Source organism: Streptomyces sp. NPDC017202 (assembly GCF_044331705.1).
GTDB lineage: Bacteria > Actinomycetota > Actinomycetes > Streptomycetales > Streptomycetaceae > Streptomyces.
This window is the reverse complement of sequence record NZ_JBIRNP010000001.1, coordinates 223,102-249,649: the sequence shown is the minus strand read 5'-3', so window position 1 is coordinate 249,649 and position 26,548 is coordinate 223,102. Positions and strand designations below refer to the sequence as shown.

The window sequence follows — 26,548 nt, the reverse complement described above, 5'->3', positions numbered from 1 at the left end:
GACGCCGTGGCGAATGCAGCGGGCAAGTTCGGCCCCTACACCGGCTGGGACACACGCGTCCTGGCCGGCCGGGGTCCCACGGGGACGGAGCTCGTGCGGTCCCGGATCGCCCTGCGGGTGCGTCTGCGGTCGGTGTCGCCGGGGGACCGGCTGCCGGACGCCGGCGTCCTCGGCGAGGAGCTCGGGATCAGTGAGATCACCGTGCGCCGCGCGCTGGAGGCCATGTGCCAGGACGGCCTGCTCGACCGCCGTCGGGGCCGGGCCGGCGGAACCTTCGTCGCGACGGACTGGGACGCCGTCGTCGCCGTGATGCACGACGCCGACGAGGCGGCCTCGCTGGACGCCTTCCACCTGCTGCTCGAGTGCGGGCTCGTGGCGCACGCCGCGGGCGAACTGCCGGACGGCCGGCTCGACGGGCTGCGGGCGCTGGTCGAGGAGCTGGACCTGGCCGACGACCCGGCGCGGCTGCTCGAACTGGAGACCCGTTTCCACCTCGACCTCGCCCAGACGCTCGGCGGCGCCGGGATCCGCGAGTTCGCCGCCGACCTGCTCGGACGGCAGTGCCTGCTGGAGCCCGCCCCGGCCCCGGCGGTCGTGCGGGCCCGCAACCGCTGCCACGCCGACCTGCTCGACGAGCTCGCCCGTGGCGCGATGGACCCGGCGATACGAGCGGTGAAGGCGCACCAGCACGCCGAACCGAACTGACCTCTCAGAAGGGAGCCGTCGCCATGCCCGAGTCCGCAACCGCCGGACCGTCGTCGACGCCGGGCCCCGCCGGTGGCACCCCCCAGCGGCTGCGCGGCGGCGTCCTCGGCATGGCGGACATCGCCGCCGCCACGATGGCCAACGTCGGCCCGGCCATGAGCTTCTTCTTCGGCTTCGCCTTCCTGGCCACCACCGCGGGCGTCGCGTCCCCGCTGACCATCGCGGCGGCGGGCGTGGCGGTCGCGCTGTTCGGCAACACGCTGGCCGAGTTCTCCCGGGCACACCCCTCGGCGGGCAGCTTCACCACCTTCGTCGGCAAGACCTTCGGGCCGGTCAGCGCGGTGACCACCGCCCTGCTGGCCGGACTCGGCTACATCATCGCGATGGCCTCCGTCATCGCGATCTCGGGCGGGTTCATGCAGATCACCCTGCACCACTACACCGGCGTCGACCTGCCGTGGATCCTCTGGACGCTGCTGCTGACCGGGCTGTCGGTGGTGCTGATGCTGCGCGGGATCGTGGTGTCCACCAAGTGGGCCGGCTACTTCTTCGGCGTGGAGATGCTCGTGCTGGTCGTGGTCTCGGTCGCGGCGATCGTCGAACACCGGGGCGACCTCTCCGCGGCCCCGTTCCTGCCCTCCCACCTCACCCACGGCGTCAAGGGCCTCGCGGCGGGCTTCCCGCTGGCGGTGTACCTGTTCATCGGCTGGGAGAACTCGGCGGCCCTGGCCGAGGAGACCGAGAACCCGCGGCGCAACGTCGGCCGTGCCGTGTTCTCCTCCGTCGCGATCATGACGGTGAGCTACATCCTCTTCTCCTACGCCACGGTCACCGGCTTCGGCTACGACGTCCAGCGGCTCGGCGACTCCCGGATCCCGTTCGTCGACGTCGCCCAGCACACGCTGGGGGCGCTCGCGTTCCTCGCCTACGTCGGCGGCCTGACCTCCACCCTCGGCGTGCTGATCGCGGGCATCAACTCCCAGGCCAGGCTGGTGTTCAACGCGGGGCGGGAGGGGCTGCTGCCGTCCTTCTTCGGGTACGTCCACCCCACCCGCCGTACGCCGAACAACGCGATCGTCACCTTCGCCGCGACCGCGCTGCTGATCATCGTCGGCTGGGGCCTCGGGCACGTGCTCGGAGAGGACGGCGGCCAGATGAACCCGGTGGTCTTCTTCGCCGAGTCCTCGAGCCTGGGCGCCATCCTGATCCTGCTGGTCTACCTCGCGTCCAACATCGCGCTGCCGCTGTACTACCGCAGGTACCGTCCGCAGGAGTTCCGGATCGTGCGGCACCTGGTGCTGCCCGCGGTCGGCGCCCTCGCCGTCCTGGTCCCGCTGTACTACCTCGCCAAGCCCGGACAGCCGGCCCCGTACAGCTGGTTCCCGTACGCGGCGCTGGCCACCCTCCTCGCGGCCGTCTGCTACGCGGCCCTCCTGGTCCGGCGCGACCCCGGGCTCGCCGACCGCGTCGGGGCGGTCGTCGCCGACGCGGAGTGAACGCGGGGGGACGGCCGCCGGCCGTCCCGCCGGGCGGGGGAGGAGCGCCCCCTCAGGAGACCGCCGCCTCCTGGTACTGCCCCAGGTACCGGAACGCCCCGTCCGCGGCACGGAACAGGAACATCGCGTCGTGGTTGTAGCCGTACCCCTGCTCGAACCGGACGGTCCTGGTGATCCCCTCGTACGTGATCTCGGGCATCCGGCGGGCGATCGCGCCCCGTTCCGTCAGCGCCGAGCCGTCCTCGGCGCAGGCCCGCGCCAGGAACATGACGGCGTCGTGGGCCTCCGCCGCGTACCAGCCGGGGTCGCTGCCGTAGCGGGCGCGGTAGGCCTTCGTGAAGGCGCGGGCGGCCGGGCGGGCCGTCGGGTCGGTGAAGGAGGTGACGAGGACCCAGCCGGTCGCGGCGGCGCCGGCCGAGGTGAGGAACCGCGGGGCGAAGGCGCGTTCCGTCGCCATCCGGGCGCCGGTGAACCGGGCTGTGCGCAGCGCCGACGCGAGTCCGGCGGCCCGGGCCGCGTCGCCGGTGAAGACGACCGCGTCCGCGCGGGCGGACACCACCGCGGCGGCGAGAGCGGCGTGGTCGATCCCGCCGGCGGCGACAGCGGTCACCGTCGCGTCGCGGCCGCCCCGCCGCAGCGCCTGCTCGGTCTGGTCGCACAGGGCCCAGGCGAAGTCGCCCTGCGCCCGGTCGTCCACGAGGAACGCCCTGCGGGCGTCGACGTGGTTGCTGAGGTACCGGATGCAGGGGGCGGCGAGGAGCCCGCTCGTGACGCTCAGTGCCGCATGGCAGTGGAACACGCTCGTGTCGGACGTCGCGCGCTGCGTGTCGGCGCCCACCGACACCGACACGACGGGCATCACCGCCTTGGTGTACGTGGCCTCGGACGCGAGGAAGCAGGCGTCGGTGGTGGGGCCCAGCACGGCGAGGACGTCGGCGTCCTTCGCCAGCCGGCCGGCCAGCTCGTCGGCCCGTTTCGGGTCGCCGCCGTCGTCGTACGTCCGCAGTTTCAGCCGGAAGGGGTGGTCGCTCCCGGCGTTGACCTGCTCGACGGCCAGCCGGGCCGCCTCCAGCTGGGCCTTCCCGGTCTCCTTCCGGGCGCCGGTCAGATCTCCGTGGAACGCCACGACCAGCTCGGGGCGCGGACCGCCGGTCCCGGACGGCCCCGACGCCGGCCGGGTGCTCCACCACCAGGCCCCGCCACCGCCCGCCGCCAGCACGCCCGCCGTCGAGCCGAGCAGCAGGAAGCGGCGGCGGCCGACGGCACGGGCGGCCGGCCGGGGGGCCGTGACGGCCGTCAGCGTCGCGGCCTGCGGTGACGGTGACACCGTGTCCGGCGGCACGGCCGGGGGCACCCGGGTCGGCTCGATCGCGCCGATGGCGAGCACGGCGGCGGAACGGTCGTTGATCAACCGGGTGACCGGCGCGGGCAGCCACTCCGACCGCCCGGCGGAACCGGAACCGGCTTCCGTCCCTCCCGCTCCCTCCCCGAGCGCCTCGCGAAGGCGCGCGAGGCCGGGACGGCCGGACGGATCCTTGCGCAGGCAGGCTCTCAGCACGGGGGCCAGACCGTCCGGGACGGCCGCCGGGTCCGGTTCGTCGTAGACGGTGCGCAGCAGCGTGGCGGCGGCCGTACCGTCGCCGAACGGCCGCACCCCGGTCGCGGCGAACGCCAGCACGCACCCCAGCGAGAACACGTCGCTGGGCGGGCCGATCTCACCGCTCCGGGCCCGCGCCTGCTCCGGCGACAGGAAGCCGGGCGAGCCGACGATCACGCCGCTGGAGGTGAGCGCGGTGGCCTCCGGCGCGCGGGCGATCCCGAAGTCGATCAGCCGCGGCCCGTCCGGCGCCAGCAGGACGTTGCCCGGCTTCACGTCGCGGTGCACGAGACCCGCCGCGTGCACCGCCTCCAGCGCCTCGGCGAGCCGCGCGCCCAGCACCCGCACGGAGGCGAGCGACAGCGGCCCGAAGGTGTCCACCGCCTCGGCGAGCGAGGGCCCCGGTACGTACGGGGTCGCCAGCCACGGTGTCTCCGCGTCGGCGTCCGCGTCCAGCAGCGGGACCACCCAGGGGCTGTCCACCTGCCGGGCGGCCTCCACCTCACGGCGGAAACGGGCCCGGAAGCCCGTCCCGTCGGCGTACGAGGAACGGACCGTCTTCACCGCGGCGACGGCCCCGCCCGGCGCGCGGGCCAGGAAGACCACGCCCATGCCGCCGGCGCCCAGCCGGCGCAGCAGACGGTAGGGGCCGATCCGGGACGGGTCGGCGGCCCGCAGGGGCTCCATCGGACGGGCTCCCTCAGACCGTGAGCGGCGCGGGACCGTCGTACACGAAGTCGCCCCGCGCGACCCGCCAGAGGTAACCGCCGTTGCCGTCGATGACCATCAGACCGATCAGGCCCTTCTGCTCGAAGGCGAACGGTTTCGTGATGCCCTCGTACTTCCCCGTCCGCACGGCCGCGAGCAGGTTCGCCCGGGTGCGCTTCTCCGCCGGCAGCCCGGACAGGGCCTTCAGCAGCATCCCGGTCACGTCGTAGGCCTCCGCCGCGTACCGGGGCGGCGCCTCCTCGAAGCGCTCGCGGTAGGCGGCGGCGAACTTCCTCGCCTCGGGCTTGCGGGTCGCGTCGATGACCGGAGCCACCATCACCCAGTCCTCGGCCGCCTCCCGGCCTTCCGTCAGGAAGCGTCCGTCGAGCAGCGCCGGGCCGGACACGCGCGCGCCCTGGAAGCCGCGTTCCCGCAACGTCGCGGCGAACGACGCCCCCCGGTCGGGCAGGCCGGCGAAGAACACGGAGTCGGCGCCGGCGGAGAGCACCCCGTCCACGGCGCCGCCGAAGTCACGGCGCATCGCGCTGACCACTTCCGGAACCGGCGGCTGCCGCGCGTTGCCGAGCTGCGTGCTGAGGGAGGTGCCGAGGTCCGTGCCGTAGTTGCCGGCCGGACGGTCGACGACGAGGCCGACCTTGCGCGAACCGGCTCTCCCGCGAAGGTAGTTGCTCGCGTACACGGCGAGCACCGAGTCGGGCAGCCGTCCGAGCAGGAACGAGCGGTACCCCTGGGTGACGAGGCTGACACTGCCGGGGGACACGGCGACGACCGGCAGCAGTGCGGCGTCGTACTCCGCGAGCGCCGCCTGCGCCGTGGCGTCGGTGGTCGGGCCGACCACGGCGAGGACCGCCGGATCGTCCGTGAGCTCCGCGGCGAGCCGGGCCGAGGCCGCCGGATCGCCCGCGTCGTCGACGGCCCTGACCTTCACGGTGAACGGGGCGTCGTCGCGCGCGTTGAACTCCGCCACGGCCAGCCGCAGTCCGCGCTCCTGGGCCTTGCCCGTCTCCCGCTGCGGACCACTGAGGTCACCGTGCAGCACGACGGTGTGCACCGGACGGCGCGAGGACGCGGCGGCGGGGCCGTCGCCTCCCGAACGGCCGTCCCGGGCGACCGTCCACCACGCCCCGCCCCCGCCCGCCGCCAGTGCCACGGCCCCACCGGCGAGCAGCAGGAAGCGGCGCCGGCCGGCCGGACGGGCGTCCCGCGGCTCCGGCGAGCCGGACGTCTCACGCGTGTCGGGCTCCGCCGGGCCCGGGGCGGCCGGCGCGTCGGCCGGCGCCAGCGTGTGCTCGATGTCCGGCAGCGCGAGCGCGGCGGCCGAACGCTCGGCGATCAGCCGGGCGACCGGCTCGGGCAGCCAGTCGGCGGCCTCCCCGTCCCGGGGCGCGCCCGCGGCCGCCAGTTCCCGCACCAGTTCCCCGGCGGCCGGCCGCCGGTCCGGATCCTTCTCCAGGCAGCGGCCCAGCACCCCGAGCAGGCTCGCGGGCACCCCGTCGAGGTCCGCCGGATCGTGCACGGCCCGGTACAGCAGGGCGTCGACCGTCCCGCTGCCGAACGGCGCCCGCCCGGTCGCCGCGAACGCCAGGACGCACCCGAGGGAGAACACGTCGCTCGCCGGCCCGATGCCGTCCCCGCCGCCGGCCCCGGCCTGCTCGGGCGACAGATAGCCGGGCGTGCCGACCACCACCCCGGTCGCCGTCAGCGACCGGTCCTCCGGGGCCCGGGCGATGCCGAAGTCGATGAGCCGCGGCCCGTCATGGGCGATCAGCACGTTGCCCGGCTTCAGGTCCCGGTGGACCAGCCCGGCCCGGTGCACCTCGCCCAGCGCCTCGGCCAGCCGGGCGCCGAGCATCCGCAGCCCGCGCTCCGTCAGGGGCCCGTACGCGGCCACCGCCTCGCCCAGCGACGGGCCGGGCACGAAGGCCGTCGCCAGCCACGGTGCCCGGGCGTCCGGGTCGGCGTCCACCAGCGGCACCGCCCAGGGACTGTCGACCCGCCGGGCCACCTCGACCTCCCGGCGGAACCGCTCCTTGAAGCCCGGCTCCTCGGCGTACTCCGCGAGCAGCACCTTCAGCGCCACCAGCGCGCCGCCGGGCGTACGCGCCAGGTAGACCACGCCCATGCCTCCGGCACCGAGCCGCCCGAGCAGACGGTGGTCCGCGACCCGCGCGGGATCGGACGAACGCAGCGGCTCCATCAGCTCTTCCCCCCGAGCTCGAACTGCACGCGGTCGAGCATCGCGGCGGTGGCCCGCGACGCGTACTGGTTCAGCTCGGCGTTCGAGTAACCCGCGGCGCCCTTCACCGACACCGCCAGGGTCACCGTGCCGAGCCGGGTGACGTACCAGCGGTACGGCTGCTCGCCGTCCCCGGTGACGTACGAACCGATCTCCACGACCTGGTCGTCGGCGTAGGTGTTGCCGCCCTGGCCGTACGGACTCCCGGTCGACATGAGTCCGGAGATCCGCTCGTCGGTACGGACCTGCTGCTCCCGGCAGCGCAACGGCTCCTCCAGCGTGGTGGCCAGCTGCTCGTCGGCGGCGGCCACCGTCGTGTGCACGGTGACCGCCGCGGTCGCCGTGATCTCGCCCTTGCCCGCGGTGCCGGGAAGCTCGCTGTAACGGGACCGCGAGGCCAGGACACTCCCGGGGAGCGTCCGCCGCTCCCACCGGCACTGTGCGTCGAGCACGGCGACGGTGCCCGGGGTGCTCGCCTCCGGCCGCTGGGCCCGGAAGCCCGCGCCCCACGCCTTCGGCTCCAGCACGACCGCCTCCACCAGCGCCTCGGCCTGCCGTTTCGTCCGGGGCACCCGGGCGGGGTCCGCCTCGAACGGCGTCAGCGACGTCGTGCCGCCACCCGAGGAGGACGGGGACGCGACGGCCGAGGCGGCGCCGGAAGCGGCCGCGGACCGGGAGGACGCCGTGGGGCTCGGCTCGGCCGCCTCGTCGTCGGCCCCGGAACCGCAGCCGCCGAGCACGAGGGCCGCCCCGGCCATCGCCGCCCCGACCCGCCATGGCCAAGCCACCCTGCGCCCAACGCAGTTGCTGTCCATCCCGCCCCCTCCGCCGGCCCCCGCCTCGCGTGCGGTGATCGTACAGAGGGACATACGGTCGGGGCGGGCGGTTCCGCGAACAACCGGACAACGCCGTCGCCCTCGGCGCTCACTCCTCGAACAGCGTCTCCTGCTCGCCCTGCTCGCCCTGCTCGCGCCGCCGCAGCCGCTTGGTGCGCAGGCCCACGACGACCGCGGTGGCCGCCGCCGTCACGCCCAGGGCTGCCGGGACCATCCAGCTCCGGTTGACCGTGTGGCCGAGGGCGTGGTCCAGGGAGAGGCGGCCGGGGCCCGTGACGGCGAGGCCGGCGGCGGTCAGGCCGAGGGAGGCCGCGTACTCGTAGCCGCCGCTCTGCGCGAAGAAGCCGTTGGGCACGTGGACCGCGGAGGCGCCGGTCATCGCGCCGGCCGCCGCGGCTCCCGCCGCGGGGGTGGCCAGGCCCAGCGCGAGGAGCGCGCCGCCGCCGGCCTCCGCCAGGCCCGCCGCCGTGGCGCTCGCCTTGCCCGGCGCGTACCCGACGGACTCCATGAACTGGCCGGTCCCTTCCAGGCCGTGGCCGCCGAACCAGCCGAACAGCTTCTGCGCGCCGTGCGCCATCAGCACCCCGCCGGTTCCCAGCCGGAGCAGCAGCAGGCCCAGATCACGTCGGTCGTAGCAGGTCACGATGACTCCCGGAGAGATGAGCGGACGAGGGGCTCGCGGACGAGGGACGGGCGGACGGGCGGCGGGCGGACGACGGGAACAGCCTCTTCCGCGTGTCCACCGTGGCACCCCGCACACCCGACCGCCCCGCCCCGGCGGCCGTTCGGGTGGCGGTCACGGGGCGGGGCGGTCACGGGGCGGGGCGGTCGGGCGCGGTGTCCCTCACCGGGCGGCGGTCGCCGCCCGTTCCGTCAGCGTGATCCTCCCCGCGTCGATCGTCGCCAGCCGCGGTGCCCGCCGGGCGATCGAGGAGTCGTGGGTGACCATGACGAAGGTCAGCCCGTACTCGTGCCAGAGCCCTTCCAGCAGGCCCATGATGTCGTCGCGGGTGCCCTCGTCGAGGTTGCCGGTGGGCTCGTCGGCGAGCAGCACCTTCGGCTTCTTGACCAGCGCGCGGGCGATCGCCACGCGCTGCTGCTGGCCACCGGAGAGTTCGGCGGGGGCGTGGCCGAGACGCTCGCCGAGCCCGACCGAGCGCAGCGCCTCCGCCGCCCGCTCGCGCCGCTCCGCGGGTTTGACCCCGAGCGGCACCAGGGCCGTCTCCACGTTCTCCTGCGCGGTCAGTGTGGGGATGAGGTTGAACGACTGGAAGATGATGCCGATCTTCTCGGCGCGCATCCGGGTCAGCTTCGCCTCGCTGATGCGGGCGAGGTCCACGCCGTCCAGTTCGACGCTGCCCTCGGTCGGCCGGTCGAGCGCGCCGATCATCTGGAGCAGCGTCGACTTGCCGCCGCCGGTGGGGCCCTGGATGACGAGCTGGTCGCCGTCCTCGATGGTCAGGTCGACGCCGCGCAGTGCCTCGACCGTCTCCTTGCCGCGTGTGTAGCGCTTGGTGACGCCGGTGAGCTGGTACATGAGGGTTTCTCCGTAAGGAAGATGACGAAGCCGTCGACGGGTCAGGAAACGCTGCGCAGGGCGTCCGCCGGGCGCATCCGGGAGGCGCGCCAGCCGCCCATGGCGCCGGCGATCAGTCCGCCGGCGATCGCGAGGCCCACCGCGAGGGCGACCGTGGTGAGGGAGACGGGCGCGGACAGCGCGATCTCCATGGTGTCGGTGGCGGCCTGCCCGCCGGGGCCGCTGCCTCCGGGGCCGCCCATGCCGCCCCCGCCGCCGGTGCCGCCGAGTTCGGCCGTCAGCGTCGGACTGATCGCGGTCACCGTGTACGCGGCCGCGAGGCCGAGCGCGATGCCGAGGACGCCGCCCAGCAGGCCGTTGACCATGGACTCGCCGACCACCTGCCGGGTGACCCGGCGGCTCGGCCAGCCCAGTGCCTTCAGCGTGCCGAACTCCCGCACGCGCCGGGACACGGCGGAGGAGGTGAGCAGCGCGGCCACCAGGAACGCCGCGGCCAGCACCGCGACCGACAGCCACTTGCCGACGCCGGCCGCCAGGTCCGAGGCGGTGGAGAGGGAGCCGGAGACGGTGTCGGCGAGGTCGGCGGAGGTCGTCACGGTCGTACCGGAGATGTTCTTCTGGATGGCCGCCTTGACGGAGTCGATCTGCTGCGAGTCGGTCGCCTTGACGTAGATCGTGGTGACCTGGCCGGCCGCGTCGGCGAGCGTCTGGGCCTGCTTGAGCGGCAGGTAGACATCGGCCGTGGACTCGCTGCTCTCGGGGGTGGCGAGGCCGATGACCTTGTACTTCGTCCCGGAGACGGTCAGCGTCGAGCCGACCTTGTACGCGTTCTCCTTGGCGTACGACGTGCTGACGACCGCGACCTTGGCGTTGCTCTGCGCGGAGGTGAAGGTCACGCCGGAGCTGATCGCGGAGCCGGCCAGCGGGCCGAGGTCCTGTTCGCCCACGTCGACGCCGGCGACGGAGTAGGAGTTGACGTCGAAGGAGGCGCCGCCGCCCTGCACCTGGGGGGCGGCGGTGCTGCCGCCGCCCCCGCCGGGGCCGCCCTGTCCCTGGGCCTGGCCGCCGGCCGAACTCTGCGCCTTGCCCTGCGTGAAGGAGCCGTCGACCTTGGTGACGTTCAGGGTGAGGGCGCCGACCGCGCTCGCCACCCCCTTCTGTCCGGCGACCTCGGCCACCAGCGAGGACTTCAGGGCCTGACCTCCCTGCGTCATCACCCGGTCCGAACTCTGCTCGGAGTCCTCGTCGTCGGACTTCGCGTCGAACTCGAATCTGGGGCCGCCGGAGCTGTCCCCGGTGGGTGCCGTGCGGGCCTTGGTGACGGTCATGTCGGTGCCGAGGCCGTACAGCGACTGGAGGACCTTGTCCTGTGCCTGTGTCATGCCGGCCGACACCGAGTTGACGGTGATGACCAGGGCGATACCGAGCGCCAGACCCAGGGCGATGACCAGGGCGGCCTTCTTGCGCCGGCCCAGCTCGCGCTTGAGATAGATGCCAAACATCCCGTTCCTCAGAGGTTCTTGGCGCCCGCTGTGGGCGCGGCCTCAAACTAGGGAGGAACCTTTGAGCGACCCTGGGTGGGGGATGTGGGGAAGCTGGGAAAACGCTTCCGAGACCGAATCTTCATCCGGACCGCCGTGGTGCGGTGACCCCGTGGTGCGGTGACGCCGTGGTGTGACAGCCGTTCCGCGGTCCGGTGCGCACCTCGCGGGCATCACGCGAGGTCCACCCCCATCCGGTGCCGCGGAACGGCTGCCGTCCCCCCTCGGAGTGGTCTGCGGGAGTCAGGCCCCCCAACTGTGAAGCTCTTGTGGAGGAGATGTCGAGCCTACTTCTCCGACCGGCACTCATGATGCGGAATGCTCAAGTCCGCTTGTGCAGGTTGAGGGTTCACCCACATCCCGGAGGTACGGCCGTCGGCGGCCGCGCGGAGCCCGGCGCCCCGCGGTGCGCGCGAGCGGAAGCTGACGAACCGTCATGCGGCTCGCCGTCCGGCCCGTCGTCCGGCTCCTCGTCCGGCCCGCCATCCGGAATGCCTCCCTCCGTCATGCGACTGTCGTGCACCTGACTGTCTGAGGTCGCTCCCAGGTCGTCCCCGGCCACTCCAATGCCTCCTGGACACACCGTCAGGGGAGGACCGGATGACACCCGCAGCACACCCGTCCCAGCACGCCCCCGAGTTCCGCGAGGCCGCCCGCCGGCTCGGCCGCCGCCGCTTCCTCACCGTGACCGGCGCCGCCGCCGCGCTCGCCTTCGCCGTGAACCTGCCGACCGCGGGCACCGCGGCCGCCGCCGAACTCGAACCCGCCCGGATCACCGACGACCCCTTCACCCTCGGCGTGGCCTCCGGCGACCCCCTGCCCGGCTCCGTCCTGCTGTGGACGCGCCTCGCGCCCGCCCCCTACCAGCCCGACGGCGGACTGCCCGCCCGACGCGTCGCCGTCCGCTGGGAACTGGCCCACGACGAGAACTTCCGGCGCGTCGTCAGACGCGGCACCGTCACCGCCCACCCCGAGTTCCACCACACCGTCCACGTCGAGGTCCCCCACCTCGCCCCGGACCGCGTCTTCCACTACCGCTTCCGCGTCGGCGACTGGACCAGCCCGGCCGGCCGCACCCGCACCGCCCCCGCCTCCCGCGCCCGGGTGTCGGAGCTGAGACTCGCCGCCGTCTCCTGCCAGGCGTACGCCGACGGCTACTACACCCCCTACGGCCACCTCGCCCAGGACGACGTCGACGTCGTCTTCCACCTCGGGGACTACCTCTACGAGTACGCGATCAACTCGGTCGGCAATCACCGCGATTACACGGACCGGACCCTCCCCGCCGTCTTCGGCCACGAGACGGTGACCCTGGAGGACTACCGCCTGCGGTACGCCCTCTACAAGTCCGACCCCGACCTCATCGCCGCGCACGCCGCCCACCCCTTCGTCGTCACCTGGGACGACCACGAGACCGAGAACAACTACGCCGGAGACACCCCCGAGAACACCGTCCCGCCGGAGGAGTTCCTGCTGCGCCGCGCCTCCGCCTACCGCGCCTACTGGGAGAACCAGCCGCTGCGCCGCCCCCAGCTCCCCGACGGAGCCGACATGCGGCTGTACCGCCGCCTGCACTGGGGCGACCTCGCGCAGTTCGACGTCCTCGACACCCGCCAGTACCGCTCGGACCAGGCCTACGGCGACGGCGCCCAGCTTCCCGGCCCCGACATCGACGACCCCGCCCGCACGATGACCGGCGCGACGCAGGAACGGTGGCTGCTCGACGGCTGGCAGGCCTCCCGGGCCCGCTGGAACGTGGTGCCCCAGCAGGTCACCTTCTCCCAGCGCAAGCTCGACCTGAACCCGGTCGCCAAGCTGTCCATGGACGCCTGGGACGGCTACCGCGCCTCCCGCCGCCGCGTCCTGGACGGCGCGAAGGCCGCCGGCGTCGACAACCTGATGGTCCTCACCGGCGACGTGCACGTCGGGTACGCCTTCGACATCAAGGACGACTTCGACGACCCGGCCTCCCGCACCCTCGGCACGGAGATCGTCGCCACGTCCGTCTCCAGCGGCCGGGACGGCGCCGACCGGCCCGCCAACTGGACCACCTACACCACCGCCAACCCGCACCTGCGGTTCTACAACGGCCGGCGCGGCTACGTGACCGTCGCCCTCGGCCGCGACGCCGCCCGCGCCGACTTCAAGACCGTCCCCTACGTCACCCGGCCCGGCGCCCCCCTCACCACCGCCGCCTCCTTCGTCACCGAGGCCGGCGACCAGGGGCTCAAGCCCGCCTGAGCCGGGACGCGGCTCAGGCGGCCGGCGGCGGCCAGGCGTCGCCCCAGTCGGCGTCCCGCGCCGCCCGGTACAGGTCGCCGTGCCGCTTCGTCACCGTCGTCCGCGTCAGCCGCTCCTCGGCCTCGCACAGGTCGAGGAGCACCTGGCCCTTGCGGATCTGGGGCCGCCGCACCACCCGGGACGGAGCCGGGGCGACGGGGAAACGCGCGGCCGCCACATAGCCGAACTTCTCGTCCTCGTAAGGCAGCGAGCCGCCCTTGACCTGCCGGTGCAGGGACGAACGGCTCACCCGCGCCGAGAAGTGGCACCAGTCCTCGCCGGGGACGATCGGGCAGGCGGCGCTGTGCGGGCAGGGGGCGGCGATCCGGAAGCCGGCCGCGATCAGCCGGTCCCGGGCCTCGATGATCCTGGCGTAGCCGTCCGGCGTGCCCGGCTCGACGATCACCACCGCCTGCGCGGCCGCGGCGGCGGCGTCCACCAGGGCGGCCCGGTCGGCGGCGGGCAGCTCGTTGAGCACGTACGAGACGGTGACCAGGTCGGTCGCCTCCAGGGTCAGCGCCGAGCCGATCCGGGCCCGCTGCCAGCGCACCTGTTCCAGGGCCGGGTTCGACGCCGCGAGCTCGCGGCCGACGGCCAGGGCGGGCTCCGCCCAGTCCAGCACCGTCACCGGACGCCGGCCCGGCCAGGTCGCGCCGACCGCCCAGGTCGCCGCGCCCGTCCCGCCGCCCACGTCGACATGGCTGCCGGGCGTCCAGTCCGGCACGGCGTCCGCGAACGCCCCGAGCGCGGAACGGACCGCCTCGAAGGTGGCCGGCATGCGGTACGCGGCGTACGCGGCGACGTCCGCGCGGTCGCGGAGGATGGGGGCGTCGGTCGGGGTCGCCCCGCGATAGTTCGCGATGAGCCGCTCCACGGCCTGACCGGCCTGCCGGGCCGGAAGCCCGTCGAGCAGCTCACGGAGGGCGTCCGCCGGAGATACGGGGTCGTTCACCCACGAATTCTAAGCGCCGCCCGCTCGTCCGGACCCCCACCCGGGGCTCCGCCCCGGCCACCGCCGGGGGCTCCGCCCCCGGACCCCCCGGCCGCCGCCCGCCCGCCACCCGGCCCGGTCACTCGAGAACCGCGCGCTTGAGACGCGTGCCCGCCGCCGCGCGGGGCGCGCTGTCCGGCTCCCGTCGCCGTGGATGCACCGTGTTGGCCAGCAGGACGAGGAACGTGTCCGTCGCCGGGTCGAGCACCAGCGACGTCCCGGTGAACCCCGTGTGCCCCGCCGCCCCCCTCCCCGCCAGTTCCCCCATGAACCACGCCTGGTCCACCGCGAAGCCCAGGCCGGGCGGCGTCAGCAGCAGCTCCACGAAGTCGGGCCCGAGGATCCGCGCGGGCCCGTACGCGCCCCCCGCCAGCAACGCCCGGCAGAACACCGCGAGGTCACGCCCGGTCGAGAACAGCCCCGCGTGACCCGCCACCCCGCCCAGCGCCCACGCGTTCTCGTCGTGCACCTCGCCCCGCAGCGGCCCCCGGTCCGCCTTTCCCCACGGCCGCCGCTGGTCCTCCGTGGCGGCCGCGCCGGGGCACGGCCCGAAGCGGGTGGCCGCCATGCCCAGCGGACGGGTGATGCCGTCGTGGATCAGGACGTCGAGCGTCCGGCCGGTGAGCCGTTCGAGGAGCTGCTGCAGGAGCAGCATGTTCAGGTCCGAGTAGACGTACGCGCCGGGCTCGGTCACCGGCGCCTCCTCGCGCAGCAGCTCCAGCCGCCCGGCGGCGTCGGCGCAGTCGTACAGGGGCAGCTCGGGCCGCAGCCCCGAGGTGTGGGTGAGGAGCCGGCGCACGGTGATGTCGTGGGCGGCGGCCGCCCGGAAGTCGGGCAGGTAGGCCCCCACGCGCGCGTCGATGCCCAGCGTGCCGCGCTCGATCTGCTGCACCGCGGCCACGGCCGTGAACAGCTTGGTGAGGGACGCGAGGTCGAAGGGCGTGTCGACGGTTGTCGGGACGCGGGACGCGGGCGGCAGTTCCACCCCGGCGTCGGCCTCCCGGTCGTAGCGGGCGTAGCGGACCGCCCAGCCCGCCGCCTCCTGCACGGCGACGACGGGCCCGCGCCCGGCGACCACGACGACACCGGCCGCCCAGGGCCGTTCCCCGGTGGTCAGTCCGCGGACGTCGCGCACGAGGCGACGCAGCTCCTCGGGGTCGAGCCCGGCCCGTTCCGGGGTGTCGGCCCGCAGTCTCGGCGTGCTCAGCTGTCCTCTCCCACTTCCGACCCCGCCCAGGCGGAAAGCCCCGTTCCGGGACCTCCGTCCGGTGCCCCGGTGCCCTTCGCCTCCCGCGTGTCCCGCGTGTCCCGCGTGTCCCGCGTGTCCCGCGTGTCCCGCGTGTCCGGCGTGTCCTGCGTGTCCTTCCAGGGACGGCAGATTCCCACGAAGCAGGCCACCGCCACCACCGCGGCCACCAGCTGGACCACGGCCATCGGGACCACCGTCTCCTCGCCGGCGACACCGACGAGCGGGGAGGCGACCGCGCCGATCGCGAAGGAGGTGGTCCCCAGGAGGGCGGAGGCCGACCCGGCGGAGTGACGGATCCGCAGCAGCGCCAGGGTCTGCGCGTTGGGCAGGACGACGCCCATCGCGGACATGAGCACGAACAGGGCGGCCGCCACCGGCACCAGCCCCACCGGGCCGAACACGCCCGTCGCCATCAGCAGCAGCGCGGTCGCCGCCGCCACGACGACCCCGAGACCGGCGGCCAGCACCCGCTCCAGCCGGACCCGTCCGACCAGCACCCTGCCGTTGACCTGCCCGACGACGACCAGCCCGATCGAGTTCACGCCGAACAGCAGGCTGAACGTCTGCGGCGACGCGCCGTAGATCTCCTGGATCACGAACGGCGACGCCGAGATGTACGCGAACAGCGCGGCGAACGCGAAGCCGCCGGTCAGCAGATACCCCGCGAAGGGCGGATCGGCGAGCAGCCCGCGCATCGAGCGCAGGGCCTCCCCGACACCGCCGGAGTGACGCGCGGGGGCCGGGAGCGTCTCGGGCAGCCTCGCCGCGACGACGGCGGCCAGCAGGACGCCCACGGCGGTCAGGACCACGAACACCCCCCGCCAGTCCGTCACGCGCAGGATCTGCCCGCCGATCAGCGGCGCCACCACCGGGGCGGTGCCCGAGATCAGCATCAGGGTGGAGAAGAAGCGGGCCATGGCCACGCCGTCGTACAGGTCGCGCACCATGGCCCGCGCGATCACGATCCCGGCCGCGCCCGCCAGGCCCTGCGCCAGCCGGAAGGCGACCAGCAGCTCCACGGTCGGCGCCAGCGCGCACAGCGCGGTCGCCACGACGTACACGGCGAGCCCCACGAGCAGCGGACGGCGGCGGCCCCAGCGGTCGCTCATCGGGCCGACCACCAGCTGTCCCAGCGCCATTCCGGCCAGGCACGCGGTCAGCGTGAGCTGCACGGTCGCGGCGGGCGCGCGCAGCGCGTCGGTGACCTCCGGCAGCGAGGGCAGGTACATGTCCATGGCCAGCGGGGGAGTGGCGGTCAGCCCGCCCAGCACCAGGGTGACCAGCAGCCCCGCCCGGCGCCGCGCCCGCGGCGGTACCCCCCGCCCGGCCCCGACCGCCCTCGACACGTCCGGTATCGCCCCACCCTCGGGCATGTGGCCCCTCCCTCTGCGACGTCTGAGCCACCTATGCTCTCAGCTCGTACGGACTGCTGGGACGGCACGAGGGTGGGCGCATGACGACGGACACGGTGCGGTGGGGGATTCTGGCGACCGGCGGGATAGCCGCCGCGTTCACCGCGGACCTGATCGATCTGCCGGACGCGGAGGTGGCCGCGGTCGCGTCCCGCACCGAGGACTCGGCGCGGGCTTTCGCCGAGCGCTTCGGGATACCCCGGGCCTACGGCGACTGGGAGACGCTGGCCAAGGACGCGGACATCGATGTCGTCTACGTGGCCACCCCGCACTCCGCGCACCGCGCCGCCGCCGGGCTCTGCCTGGAGGCCGGCCGCAACGTGCTGTGCGAGAAGCCGTTCACGCTGAACCTGCGCGAGGCCGCCGAACTCGTCGAGCTGGCCCGCGACCACGGGCGCTTCCTGATGGAAGCCATGTGGATGTACTGCAACCCCATGGTCCGCCGACTGAAGGCGCTCGTCGACGACGGCGCGATCGGCGAGGTGCGCACCGTGCAGGCCGACTTCGGCCTGGAGGGCCCCTTCCCGCCCTCGCACCGCCTGCGCGACCCCGCGCAGGGCGGCGGCGCCCTCCTCGACCTGGGCGTCTACCCGGTCTCCTTCGCCCACCTGCTGCTGGGCGAGCCCACGGGCGTCTCCGCGCGGGCCGTGCTCTCCGCCGAGGGCGTCGACCTCCAGACGGCGGCCGCCCTGTCCTGGGACTCCGGCGCGCTGGCGGCCCTGCACTGCTCCCTGGACGGCGGGACGGGCACCACCGCCTCGGTCACCGGCTCGCGGGGCCGCATCGACATCCCCGCGGGCTTCTTCCACCCCGACCGCTTCGTCCTGCACCGCACCGGCCGCGACCCGGAGGAGTTCACCGCCGACCCGGCCGACGGGCCCCGCGCGACGATGCAGCACGAGGCGCGCGAGGTGATGCGGGCGCTGCGGGCCGGGGAGACCGAGTCCCCGCTCGTCCCGCTCGACGGCACCCTCGCCGTGATGCGGACCCTGGACGCCGTCCGCGAGCGGATCGGCGTGCGGTACCCGGGGGAGTAGCGCCCGGGGAACCGGACGGACGGGACCGGCAGGCGAGACGGCCCGTCTCACGCTCTTGGTACGGTCTTCCCATGGTCACCCAGCCCGGAAAGCCGGCCCCCGACACCACCCGCCGCAGCGAGCGGTCCCGGCGCGCGATCTACGACGCCGCGCTGGCGCTGGTGGCGGAGGTCGGCTATCCGAGGACCACCGTCGAGGGCATCGCCGCCCGCGCCGGAGTCGGCAAGCAGACCATCTACCGCTGGTGGGACTCGAAGGCCGACGTCCTGCTGGAGGCCTTCCTCGACCTCGCCTCCGAGGCCTCCCGGGAGGCGGGCGGGGAGCAGCCGTACGCCATCCCCGACACCGGCGACCTGGCCGCCGACCTCAAGGCCGTGCTGCGGGCCACCGTCGACCAGCTGACGGACCCCCGCTTCGAGGCGCCGTCCCGGGCCCTCGCCGCCGAGGGCGTGGTCGACCAGGAGGTCGGCCGCCGGTTCACCGCCCAGCTCCTGGAGCCCAACCTCCGGCTGTACGCCGACCGGCTGCGCGCCGCCCAGCGGGCCGGCCAGGTCCGCCCCGAGGTCGATCCGCGCATCGCCCTGGAGTTCTTCGTCTCACCGCTGGCCCAGCGCTGGCTCCAGTACACGGGCCCGATCTCCTACGAGTACACCGACACCCTCGTCGACTACGCGCTGTACGGCCTCGCGCCCCGCTGACCCCGTCCGTCCTCATGGGCCACATCGGTACCGCTCGTCCCACCTGCCCCTTTTGGGGGTCGGGACCCCCGATGCGCCGGATGGTGGGACCATAGGGCATGCTGTCCGCACCACAGCGAGGCGAGGGGATAGATGAGCGCGGAGTTCGGCGGCCGGACCGGCAGGCAGGGCAGGATCTCCCAGTGGCTGCGGGGACGCCGCTCCAAGGAGGCCGCGGACGACGGCGGCCGTGAGGGCCTGCTGCTCGCCGCCGCCGGGGCGGGACTGCCGCTCGCGCCCGCCGCCCACCCCGTCTCCGGCTACCGCTGCTCCTGCGACCGCGTCGGCTGCCCGACGCCCGGCCGGCACCCCGTCTCCTTCGCCTGGCACACGCAGTCCACCACCGACCGCGCCCAGGTCGAGCGCTGGGCCCGGCACCAGCCCGAGGCCAACTTCGTCACCGCGACCGGCACCACCCACGACGTCCTCGACGTCCCCCTGGAGGCCGGCCGCGAGGCCCTGGAGCGGCTGCTCGGCGCCGGCGTCGAGGTCGGCCCGGTCGCCGAGAGCGACGACGGCCGCATGCTGTTCTTCACCCTCACCCGCGGCACCCCCGAGGACGAGGACGAGTGGTGGCCCTGCGAGCTGGACTGCCATCCCGAGACGATGGACGAGCACCCCGGCCTGCGCTGGCACTGCCGGGGCTCCTACGTCCTGGTCCCCCCGTCCCGCCTCCCCGGCGACGACGGCCAGTGCGTGCACTGGCTCCGCGGCCCCGAACACCCGCTGCCCGACCCGCTGACCCTGCTGGAGTCCCTGACGGACGCCTGCGCCAAGTTCGCGGGCGAGGACCGGGCGACGGAGACCTGGCCCACCCGCCACTGAGCCGGGCCGGCTCCGCTACTCCCCCTTGGCCGCCGTGAGCCCCTCGACCCGGCTCACCAACGACACCTTCCCCCCGCCGGAGGCGCCCGGCACCACGGCCATCTCGTTGGCCACGAACTCCATCGTCAGCGCCTGCTCGATCTCCCCGGTGGTCAGCGCCCGGACGTCCTTGTTGGGCGCCGGCACCGCCGCCCCCGCCGCCGCGGTCTGCTTCACGAAGTGGTGCGTGGAGAAGAACACCACCGCCCCGCCGTCCGCCGTGCGCAGCGCCAGCGGCGCGAAGTCGCCGGTCGTCAGCGGCTCGTCGATGTACTGCGTGGCCAGGCCCGGCTTGCTGGAGTTCTTCGCCCGCGTGGAGCGCAGCCCACTGGTGTACGGACCGTCCGCGAACGCGTCCCCGCCGTCCTTCAGGTACGTCGCGTAGTCACCGCTCAGCCCGGCCGGCGAGCGCGTCAGCCCGGCGCTGTCCACCGGCACGGCCTCGGCCCAGCCGTCCTTGTCCTTGGGGAACTCCGGCAGCGCGCCCGGCGCCACCAGCGTGAGGTACGCCGCCTGCCACGGCTCGGACCGGCCGCCGCGGGTGAAGACCAGCACCCAGCGCGCGTCCCCGCCCTTGTTGGCCCGGGCGTCGGCGACGAACCAGCGGGGCCAGCCGGGCTTCTCGGGGATGGTGTAGCGGACGTCGGTCAGCGCCAGCGGTTTGTGCTGCGGGTTGCCGTCCGGGTGGTTGACGCGCCCCGCCTTCAGCCGTGCCGCGTCGATCGCGCCGAGCGCCCCGGTGGTGTGCGCGGCGTCGAGGGAGGGGTCGTACGCCGCGTCGGCCTTGTTGTAGGCGGCCGTGAACTGCTCGACGGCCTCGGCGGCTTCCGCCTTCGTGGCCGCGGGGAGCACCGTGCGCTCCCCGTGCACCACGACACATCCGCTCGCCGTCAGTGTCACGACGGTGAGCGAGACGGCGATCAGTGCGTCCCGGTCACGCCCGCGGCGCCGTGGACGGCCGGTCGTCAGGCTGCGTTCCCTGCTCATCAGGTGCGTTCACCCTCCCCTTCCCGGAGGCGAACCCTACCGGGGCGAGGAAGAACGCGAGTGCCGGGACCAGGTACAGCAGCCACACCGTGACTTGCAGGACCGTCGGGTCGGGCTGGAAGTTGAACACGCCCTTCAGCAGCGTGCCGTACCAGCTGTCCGGCGGGATCGTGCCGCTGATGTCGAAGGCCTTGTCCGTCAGGCCCGGCACCCAGTCGGCCTCCTGGAGGTCGTGGACGCCGTACGCCAGCACACCGGCCGCGACGACGACCAGCATGCCACCCGTCCAGGTGAAGAACTTCGCCAGGTTGATGCGCAGCGCGCCGCGGTAGAACAGCCAGCCCAGCAGGACCGCCGTGGCCAGGCCGAGCGCCACGCCGATCAGCGGGCGCGGGGTGCCGTCACCGGCGGCGTGCACGGACGCCCACACGAACAGGGCCGTCTCCAGGCCCTCGCGGCCCACCGCGAGGAACGCGGTGGCGACCAGCGCGCCGGTGCCCATGGCGAGGGCCGCGTCCAGCTTGCCGTGCAGCTCCGACTTCAGGTGCCGCGCGGTGCGCCGCATCCAGAACACCATCCACGTCACCAGGACGACGGCGAGGATCGACAGCGAGCCGCCCAGCGCCTCCTGCGCCTCGAACGTCAGCTCCTGGGAGCCGAATTCGAGGGCGGAGCCGAAGCCCAGCGCGAGCAGCACCGCGACGGCGATGCCCGTCCAGACCGGCTTCAGGGCGTCGCGCCGCCCGGTCTTCACCAGATAGGCGATGAGGATGCAGACGACGAGACTGGCCTCCAGGCCCTCGCGCAGTCCGATCAGGTAGTTGGAGAACACGGGCTAGGCCTCCTTGGCGAACAGGGTGCGGCCCCACCAGTCGTCCGCGTCCCGGACGCCGGGCGGGATCGCGAAGACGGCCGAACCCACGTGCTGGATGTACTCGTTGAGCGCGTCCGTGGCGAGGTTGCGCTGGACGGGGATGAACCCCTTGCGCACGTCGCGCTGGTAGGCGAGGAAGAACAGGCCCGCGTCCAGCCGGCCCAGGCCGTCGGTGCCGTCGGTGAAGGAGTAGCCGCGGCGCAGCAGCGTCGCCCCGTGGTTGGAGTCGGGGTGGGCGAGCCGCACGTGCGCGTCGGGCTTCATGGCCTTCAGGAACGGTTCGTCGCGCTCCTTGGCCTTGCCGACCGGGGCGCCCTCGCCCTTGTCGCGGCCGAAGACGTCCTCCTGCTCCTGGAGCGAGGTGCGGTCCCAGGTCTCGATGTGCATGCGGATGCGGCGGGCGACGAGGTAGGAGCCGCCCGTCATCCAGGCGGGGCCGTCCTTCTCGCCGACCCAGACGAACTTCTCCAGGCGGTCCTGCTCGGTGCCCGCGATGTTGCGGGTGCCGTCCTTGAAGCCCATCAGGTTGCGCGGGGTCTGCGCGTCGGGCGTCGTGGAGGAGGTCTTGCCGAAGCCGAGCTGCGACCAGCGGATGACGGCCCTGCCCATGCCGATGCGGGCCAGGTTGCGGATCGCGTGCACCGCGACCTGCGGGTCGTCCGCGCAGGCCTGCACGCACAGGTCGCCGCCGCTGCGGTTCGCGTCCAGGTTGTCCCCCGCGAACTTCGGCAGGTCCACCAGCGCCTCGGGCCGCTGCCCGGCGAGCCCGAACTTTCCGAACAGGGACGGCCCGAAGCCGATCGTCAGCGTCAGCCGGGACGGCTTGAGGCCCAGCGCCTCGCCGGTGTCGTCCGGCGGCGCCTCGGCGAGCCCGCCGTACGCGCCCTCCCCGACCGGCTTGCCCTCGGTCATCTGCCGGGCGGCCCGCGTCCAGTCCTTCAACAGCTGGACGAACGCGGCCCGGTCGGTGGTCTTCACGTCGAACGCGGCGAAGTGCAGCCGGTCCTGCACGGGCGTGGCGATGCCCGCCTGGTGGGTGCCGTGGAAGGCGATCGCGGCACCCGCCGCGGCGCCGGCCGGGTCCACGTCGTTCCCGGCGCGGGTCATCGCGGCCGCGCCGCCGGCCGCGGCGGCGCCGAGCGCGAGGCCCGCTCCGCCCCAGCCGATCAGGGCCCGCCGGGTGGGCGCGGTCGAGGTCTGGTCCGTGTCCGTCATGTCGGTGAGCCTCCGGCTACTTGGCCACTGCGGCGGCGAGCTTGGAGAGCGGCTCCGCGAGCGCGTTCACCGCGTCCGACAGCTCCTTGCGCTCGGCGGCGCCGACCTTGTCGTACGAGGTGAACGCGTAGGAGGACGCGTTCGGGCGGTACTTGTCGAGCAGCGTGTCCAGCGTCGTGAACTGCTTGTCCAGCTCGGTGACCAGTGCCGCGTCGTTCTCCTTGGCGACCGGCTCGAGCAGCTCGAACGCCTTCTCGGCGCCCTCGACGTTGGCCTTGAAGTCGACCAGGTCGGTGTGCGAGTAGCGCTCCTCCTCGCCGGTGACCTTGCCGGTGGCGACCTCGTCGAGGAGTTCCTTGGCGCCGTTGGCCATGGAGGTCGGGGTGATCTCGGCCGTGCCGACCCGCTTCTGCCAGTCGGTCAGGTCGGTGACGAGCTGGTCGGCGAGGGCCTTCTCCTCGGCGGTGATCTTCTTGTCCTGCCAGAGGGCCTTCTCCAGGCGGTGCCAGCCGGTGAACTTCTGCCCGTCCTCCAGGCCGTCCTCGCGGACGTCGACCTTCGGGTCGATGTCGCCGAAGGACTCCGCGACCGGCTCCGTGCGTTCCCAGCCGATGCGGGAGAGCGCGTAGGCCTTCTTCGCGGTCTCCAGGTCACCGGCCTTGACCGCCTTCACGAAGGCCTGGACCTTGGGCAGCGTCTCGTCGGCCTGCTGCTGCGAGTAGGCCCGGTAGGCGGCGACGGCCTTGTCCAGGCGCGGGTCGCGCTCGGCGGTCGCGGTGCCGCCGGTGACCTTGAGGTCCTGGCGGATGCCGTCGCCCTTCATGCCCGGCTTGCAGGCGATCAGGTAGTTGCCGGCCTTCACCTCCGCGGTGACCCGCTGCTTGGTGCCGGGGCCGATGTTCTCGCGCTCGGCCACCACCCGGTCGTCGGGGAACAGCAGGTAGACCTCGGTGACCTTGGAGCCCTTGTTCTCGATGGCGAGTTCGACGTGTCCGGCGGCGATCTCCTTGGCGGAGGTCTTGCACGTGTCGTCGGTCGCGGTCACGCCGATCACCCGGTCGCCGGCGGCGGCGTCGCTCTTCTCGGTGCAGCCCGTGACGGCGGTCAGGGCCGCGACGGCAGCGGCGGCTGTGGCGACGGAGAGTCTGGCGGCGCGCATGAGGGCTCCCAGCGTGGCTGAAAAATTACGTGACAGGGTCACAGGTTTCAGTGAGGCTTACCTAACTTATCGAAGGCTTACCTGCGCCATACCCGTCCGGACCGTGATTCACCTCTCATGGACGCTGTAAGAGCACGATCCGATCACGGTGACTCAAAATGTGCCCCAAGAAACGGTCAAATCCGTCCATGGGAAAGTCGGAGCGCATCCGAAGGCCGCACGCGCGCGGCCGCGGACCCCCGCTCCCGCCCGCCACCTGGCCGGGGCCGACGTCGCGAGCGGAGTCAGTGCTTCAATTCCCCGGTGACTGATTACGACGTGCTCCGCGTGTTCTGCGCACCGAACGGCGGATACGGCAACGAACTGGGCGTCATCCGCGAGGGATCGGTGCTGCCCGACCGGGAGGACCGGCAGGCCCTCGCGGCGAAGCTCGGCTTCAGCGAGACCGTGTTCGTGGACGACCCCGAGCGCGGCGTCATCGACATCTACACGCCGACCCTGCGGCTGCCGTTCGCAGGACACCCCTGCGTGGGCACGGCCTGGCTGCTCGACGTGCCCGAACTCGTCACCCCCGCCGGAGCGGTGGGTGCCCGCCTGGACGGGGAGTTCAGCTGGATCGAGGCGCGGGCCGAATGGGTCCCGCCGCGCACGCTCCGGCAGTACGCCGCCGCCGCGGAGGTCGACGCCCTGCCCGTGCCGCCGCCCGGCGAGTGGACCTACGCCTGGGCCTGGGAGGACGAGCCCGCGGGGCGCGTGCGGGCCCGCGCCTTCCCGGGCCGCGACGACGGCATCGACGAGGACGAGGCCACCGGCGCGGCGGCCCTGCTCCTCACCGACCTCCTCGGCCGGGCCCTGAACATCACGCAGGGGGCGGGATCGCAGATCCTGACCGCGCCGCAGCCGCACGGCTGGGTGGAGATCGGCGGCCGGGTCCTCCTGGAGCGCTGAACGGGCGGACGTCCCCCGGTCGTACGCCTCCGTACGGGTGGTCCCGTGTGTGGCCGGACGGTGAACGGGGACCACTCACGGTGACTGTCCGGTCACCGTGAGAGGAGCACCATGCGCATTCGTTCTGCCCTGGCCGCCGTCGTCCTGGGTGTCGCCCTGAGCGCCGCCGGCGCCGCGACCGCCACCGCCGGCGAGGGCAAGCACGTCGAGGGCGGCGACGACCACGCCGTCTGCAGCCCGTACTTCGGCGGGATCGTGACGGAGACCAGCAAGCTCTTCTGGGGCGGCGCCCAGTGCTCGGAGTACGCCGTCGGCCACGACAACTCCGTCGGTCGCGACGACGACTGACACGGCTTCCGGGCCCGCCCTCCTCGTGACCGAGGGGGCGGGCCCGTCCCGTGCGCGGGGCCGGCGGCTCACGCCGACAGCGGGAACTCCTCGCCCAGCGCCCGGAACACGCCCGTGTTCAGGGCGAACGCCTTCCTGCACTCCGCCACGATCCGCTGCTTCTCCAGGTCGTCCGCGCGCACCGCGTCCAGCAGCTCCCGGTACTCCCGCTTGAAGGCGGCCGGGTTGCCGACCTCCTCGAAGACGTAGAAGCGGACGCCGTCGCCCTTCTTCTCGAAGCCCCACGCCTTCTCGGCCCGGTCGCGGATGATCTGCCCGCCGGAGAGATCGCCGAGGTAGCGCGTGTAGTGGTGGGCGACGTACCCGCCCGGCCAGGACCGCGCGCACGCGCGCACCCGCTCCGCGTACGCCAGCGTCGCCGGCAGCGCGGAGAGCCCCGCCCGCCACCCGGCACCCCGCAGGTGCGCCAGGTCCCGCTCCAGGGCGTCCCGCCGGAACAGCTCCGGCCGTATGAAGGGCCCCGCCACCGGATCCGACGCCAGCCGCCCGGCCCCCTCCTCCAGTGCCTCGTACACGAACCACAGCTGTTCGGTGTAGCGCGCGTACGCGTCGACGCCGAGCCCGCCGCCGAGCAGGTCGCTCATGAACGTGGAGGTCTCCGCCTCCACGTGCTGCTCGTGGGACGCGGTCCGGATGACTGTCGAGAAGGAGTCCATGGGCCGAGTCTTGTGGTGAGGCATACCTGAGTCAATGTTTTGCCGACCTCCTGTCGGCAACCTTTCCGACAGCCCGTCGGCAAAAAGCCCGCCCGGACGGCCGGAAGCCCGCCCTCGGCGAGAGGGCGGGCTTCCGGGGCGGGGGGCGGCGGACTCAGGGCAGCGTGAGGATCTCCGCCCCGGTGTCCGTCACCACCAGCGTGTGCTCGAACTGGGCCGTCCGCCTGCGGTCCTTCGTCACGACCGTCCAGCCGTCGTCCCACATGTCGTACTCGTGCGTCCCGAGCGTCAGCATCGGCTCGATCGTGAACGTCATGCCGGGCTGGATCACGGTCGTGGCGTGCGGGCTGTCGTAGTGGGGGACGATCAGCCCGGAGTGGAACGACGAGTTGATGCCGTGCCCCGTGAAGTCCCGCACGACGCCGTACCCGAACCGCTTGGCGTACGACTCGATGACCCGGCCGATGATGTTGATCTGCCGGCCCGGCCGGACCGCCTTGATCGCCCGGTCCAGCGACTCCCGGGTCCGCTCCACCAGCAGCCGGCTCTCCTCGTCGACGTCACCCACCAGGTACGTCGCGTTGTTGTCGCCGTGCACCCCGCCGATGTACGCCGTCACGTCCAGGTTGACGATGTCGCCGTCCCGCAGCACCGTCGAGTCCGGGATGCCGTGGCAGATCACCTCGTTGACCGACGTGCACAGGGACTTGGGGAAACCGCGGTAGCCCAGCGTCGAGGGGTAGGCGCCGTGGTCGCACAGGTACTCGTGCGCCACCCTGTCCAGTTCGTCGGTGGTGACGCCCGGCGCGATCCGCTCGGCGGCCGCCGCCATCGCCCGCGCGGCGATCCGGCCGGCGACGCGCATCGCCTCCACCGTCTCGGGGGTCTGCACCTCGGGCCCGGTGTACGGGGCCGGCGCGGGCTTGCCGACGTACTCGGGACGGCGGATGTTTCCGGGCACGGAACGGGTGGGGGACAGCTCCCCGGGCGCGAGCAGCGACTGGCCAGACATACCGGCGAGTCTAACCAGCGGCCATGGGGGAACATGACGGTG

The 26,548-nt window shown here is 73.7% G+C and carries 23 protein-coding genes; 8 read left to right on the top strand and 15 right to left on the bottom strand.

The window, feature by feature from the left end; translation table 11 throughout:
- Positions 1-6: 6 nt before the first annotated feature.
- Together ACH4N1_RS01115 and ACH4N1_RS01110 are read left to right on the top strand one after the other, a co-directional pair.
- On the top strand, positions 7-705 hold the full coding sequence (locus ACH4N1_RS01115; protein WP_398093596.1) for a FadR/GntR family transcriptional regulator: 699 nt from the start codon (positions 7-9) through the stop codon (positions 703-705).
- A 23-nt stretch (positions 706-728) separates the two neighbouring features.
- Positions 729-2,201 (top strand): APC family permease, encoded by a 1,473-nt coding sequence (locus tag ACH4N1_RS01110; protein ID WP_398093595.1) that lies wholly within the window; start codon positions 729-731, stop codon positions 2,199-2,201.
- A gap of 52 nt (positions 2,202-2,253) precedes the next feature.
- Here the strand turns inward: ACH4N1_RS01110 and ACH4N1_RS01105 are convergent, their stop codons facing one another.
- The 6 genes from ACH4N1_RS01105 to ACH4N1_RS01080 form a co-directional block, all read right to left on the bottom strand.
- The gene (locus tag ACH4N1_RS01105) at positions 2,254-4,485 is read right to left on the bottom strand and encodes a bifunctional serine/threonine-protein kinase/ABC transporter substrate-binding protein (RefSeq protein ID WP_398093593.1); all 2,232 of its coding nucleotides are present in this window, start codon (positions 4,483-4,485) and stop codon (positions 2,254-2,256) included.
- 13 nt (positions 4,486-4,498) lie between these two features.
- Positions 4,499-6,724, bottom strand: a complete 2,226-nt coding sequence (locus tag ACH4N1_RS01100) for a bifunctional serine/threonine-protein kinase/ABC transporter substrate-binding protein (RefSeq protein WP_398093592.1) — start codon at positions 6,722-6,724, stop codon at positions 4,499-4,501.
- Positions 6,724-7,551, bottom strand: coding sequence for a hypothetical protein (locus ACH4N1_RS01095; RefSeq protein WP_398093590.1), 828 nt, complete (start codon positions 7,549-7,551; stop codon positions 6,724-6,726). Before ACH4N1_RS01095 ends, ACH4N1_RS01100 begins: the two co-directional genes overlap by 1 nt.
- A gap of 136 nt (positions 7,552-7,687) precedes the next feature.
- Positions 7,688-8,242 carry a DoxX family protein gene (locus ACH4N1_RS01090; protein ID WP_398093588.1) on the bottom strand — a complete coding sequence of 185 codons (555 nt, stop codon included), beginning with the start codon at positions 8,240-8,242 and terminating at the stop codon, positions 7,688-7,690.
- 201 nt (positions 8,243-8,443) lie between these two features.
- Positions 8,444-9,136 (bottom strand): ABC transporter ATP-binding protein, encoded by a 693-nt coding sequence (locus tag ACH4N1_RS01085; protein WP_398093586.1) that lies wholly within the window; start codon positions 9,134-9,136, stop codon positions 8,444-8,446.
- Between the two features lie 41 nt (positions 9,137-9,177).
- Complete coding sequence (locus ACH4N1_RS01080) at positions 9,178-10,638, bottom strand: ABC transporter permease (RefSeq protein WP_398093584.1); 1,461 nt, start codon at positions 10,636-10,638, stop codon at positions 9,178-9,180.
- 639 nt (positions 10,639-11,277) lie between these two features.
- On the opposite strand from ACH4N1_RS01080, the gene ACH4N1_RS01075 reads away from it, so the two are divergent.
- On the top strand, positions 11,278-12,918 hold the full coding sequence (locus ACH4N1_RS01075) for an alkaline phosphatase D family protein (protein ID WP_398093582.1): 1,641 nt from the start codon (positions 11,278-11,280) through the stop codon (positions 12,916-12,918).
- A 13-nt stretch (positions 12,919-12,931) separates the two neighbouring features.
- On the opposite strand, the gene ACH4N1_RS01070 is transcribed toward ACH4N1_RS01075, so the two are convergent.
- From ACH4N1_RS01070 to ACH4N1_RS01060, 3 genes are all read right to left on the bottom strand, one after another.
- Positions 12,932-13,909 carry a small ribosomal subunit Rsm22 family protein gene (locus tag ACH4N1_RS01070; protein ID WP_398093581.1) on the bottom strand — a complete coding sequence of 326 codons (978 nt, stop codon included), beginning with the start codon at positions 13,907-13,909 and terminating at the stop codon, positions 12,932-12,934.
- Positions 13,910-14,027: 118 nt separating this feature from the next.
- Positions 14,028-15,185, bottom strand: a complete 1,158-nt coding sequence (locus ACH4N1_RS01065; protein WP_398094377.1) for a serine hydrolase domain-containing protein — start codon at positions 15,183-15,185, stop codon at positions 14,028-14,030.
- Positions 15,152-16,570: a multidrug effflux MFS transporter gene (locus ACH4N1_RS01060; RefSeq protein WP_398093579.1), complete on the bottom strand. Its 1,419-nt coding sequence runs from the start codon at positions 16,568-16,570 to the stop codon at positions 15,152-15,154. The genes ACH4N1_RS01065 and ACH4N1_RS01060 overlap by 34 nt, the downstream gene beginning before the upstream one ends.
- 80 nt (positions 16,571-16,650) lie before the next feature.
- Here ACH4N1_RS01060 and ACH4N1_RS01055 point away from each other — a divergent pair, with 80 nt between their 5' ends.
- From ACH4N1_RS01055 to ACH4N1_RS01045, 3 genes are all read left to right on the top strand, one after another.
- Complete coding sequence (locus ACH4N1_RS01055; protein ID WP_398093578.1) at positions 16,651-17,646, top strand: Gfo/Idh/MocA family protein; 996 nt, start codon at positions 16,651-16,653, stop codon at positions 17,644-17,646.
- A 71-nt stretch (positions 17,647-17,717) separates the two neighbouring features.
- Complete coding sequence (locus tag ACH4N1_RS01050) at positions 17,718-18,344, top strand: TetR/AcrR family transcriptional regulator (protein ID WP_398093576.1); 627 nt, start codon at positions 17,718-17,720, stop codon at positions 18,342-18,344.
- A 132-nt stretch (positions 18,345-18,476) separates the two neighbouring features.
- Entirely contained in the window at positions 18,477-19,208 is a 732-nt protein-coding gene (locus ACH4N1_RS01045) for a bifunctional DNA primase/polymerase (RefSeq protein WP_398093574.1), read from the top strand.
- A 15-nt stretch (positions 19,209-19,223) separates the two neighbouring features.
- Here the strand turns inward: ACH4N1_RS01045 and ACH4N1_RS01040 are convergent, their stop codons facing one another.
- Genes ACH4N1_RS01040 through efeO form a run of 4 tightly spaced genes read right to left on the bottom strand, consistent with a single transcriptional unit; the run spans position 19,224 to position 23,482 of the window.
- Positions 19,224-20,234: a hypothetical protein gene (locus ACH4N1_RS01040; RefSeq protein ID WP_398093573.1), complete on the bottom strand. Its 1,011-nt coding sequence runs from the start codon at positions 20,232-20,234 to the stop codon at positions 19,224-19,226.
- Positions 20,182-21,066 (bottom strand): iron uptake transporter permease EfeU, encoded by an 885-nt coding sequence (gene efeU, locus ACH4N1_RS01035; protein WP_398093572.1) that lies wholly within the window; start codon positions 21,064-21,066, stop codon positions 20,182-20,184. The genes ACH4N1_RS01040 and efeU overlap by 53 nt, the downstream gene beginning before the upstream one ends.
- Positions 21,067-21,069: 3 nt before the next feature.
- Positions 21,070-22,323: an iron uptake transporter deferrochelatase/peroxidase subunit gene (gene efeB, locus ACH4N1_RS01030; RefSeq protein ID WP_398093571.1), complete on the bottom strand. Its 1,254-nt coding sequence runs from the start codon at positions 22,321-22,323 to the stop codon at positions 21,070-21,072.
- A 16-nt stretch (positions 22,324-22,339) separates the two neighbouring features.
- Entirely contained in the window at positions 22,340-23,482 is a 1,143-nt protein-coding gene (gene efeO, locus ACH4N1_RS01025; protein ID WP_398093570.1) for an iron uptake system protein EfeO, read from the bottom strand.
- A gap of 303 nt (positions 23,483-23,785) precedes the next feature.
- Between efeO and ACH4N1_RS01020 the strand changes: the two genes are divergently transcribed.
- On the top strand, positions 23,786-24,430 hold the full coding sequence (locus ACH4N1_RS01020) for a PhzF family phenazine biosynthesis protein (protein WP_398093568.1): 645 nt from the start codon (positions 23,786-23,788) through the stop codon (positions 24,428-24,430).
- A gap of 111 nt (positions 24,431-24,541) precedes the next feature.
- A complete protein-coding gene (locus ACH4N1_RS01015) occupies positions 24,542-24,778 on the top strand; it encodes a hypothetical protein (protein ID WP_398093567.1) in 237 nt (78 codons plus the stop codon).
- 68 nt (positions 24,779-24,846) lie between these two features.
- Here the strand turns inward: ACH4N1_RS01015 and ACH4N1_RS01010 are convergent, their stop codons facing one another.
- Both ACH4N1_RS01010 and map read right to left on the bottom strand, forming a co-directional pair.
- Complete coding sequence (locus ACH4N1_RS01010) at positions 24,847-25,494, bottom strand: heme oxygenase (biliverdin-producing) (RefSeq protein ID WP_398093566.1); 648 nt, start codon at positions 25,492-25,494, stop codon at positions 24,847-24,849.
- Between the two features lie 154 nt (positions 25,495-25,648).
- The gene (map, locus tag ACH4N1_RS01005) at positions 25,649-26,506 is read right to left on the bottom strand and encodes a type I methionyl aminopeptidase (RefSeq protein WP_398093565.1); all 858 of its coding nucleotides are present in this window, start codon (positions 26,504-26,506) and stop codon (positions 25,649-25,651) included.
- Between the last annotated feature and the right edge of the window lie 42 nt (positions 26,507-26,548).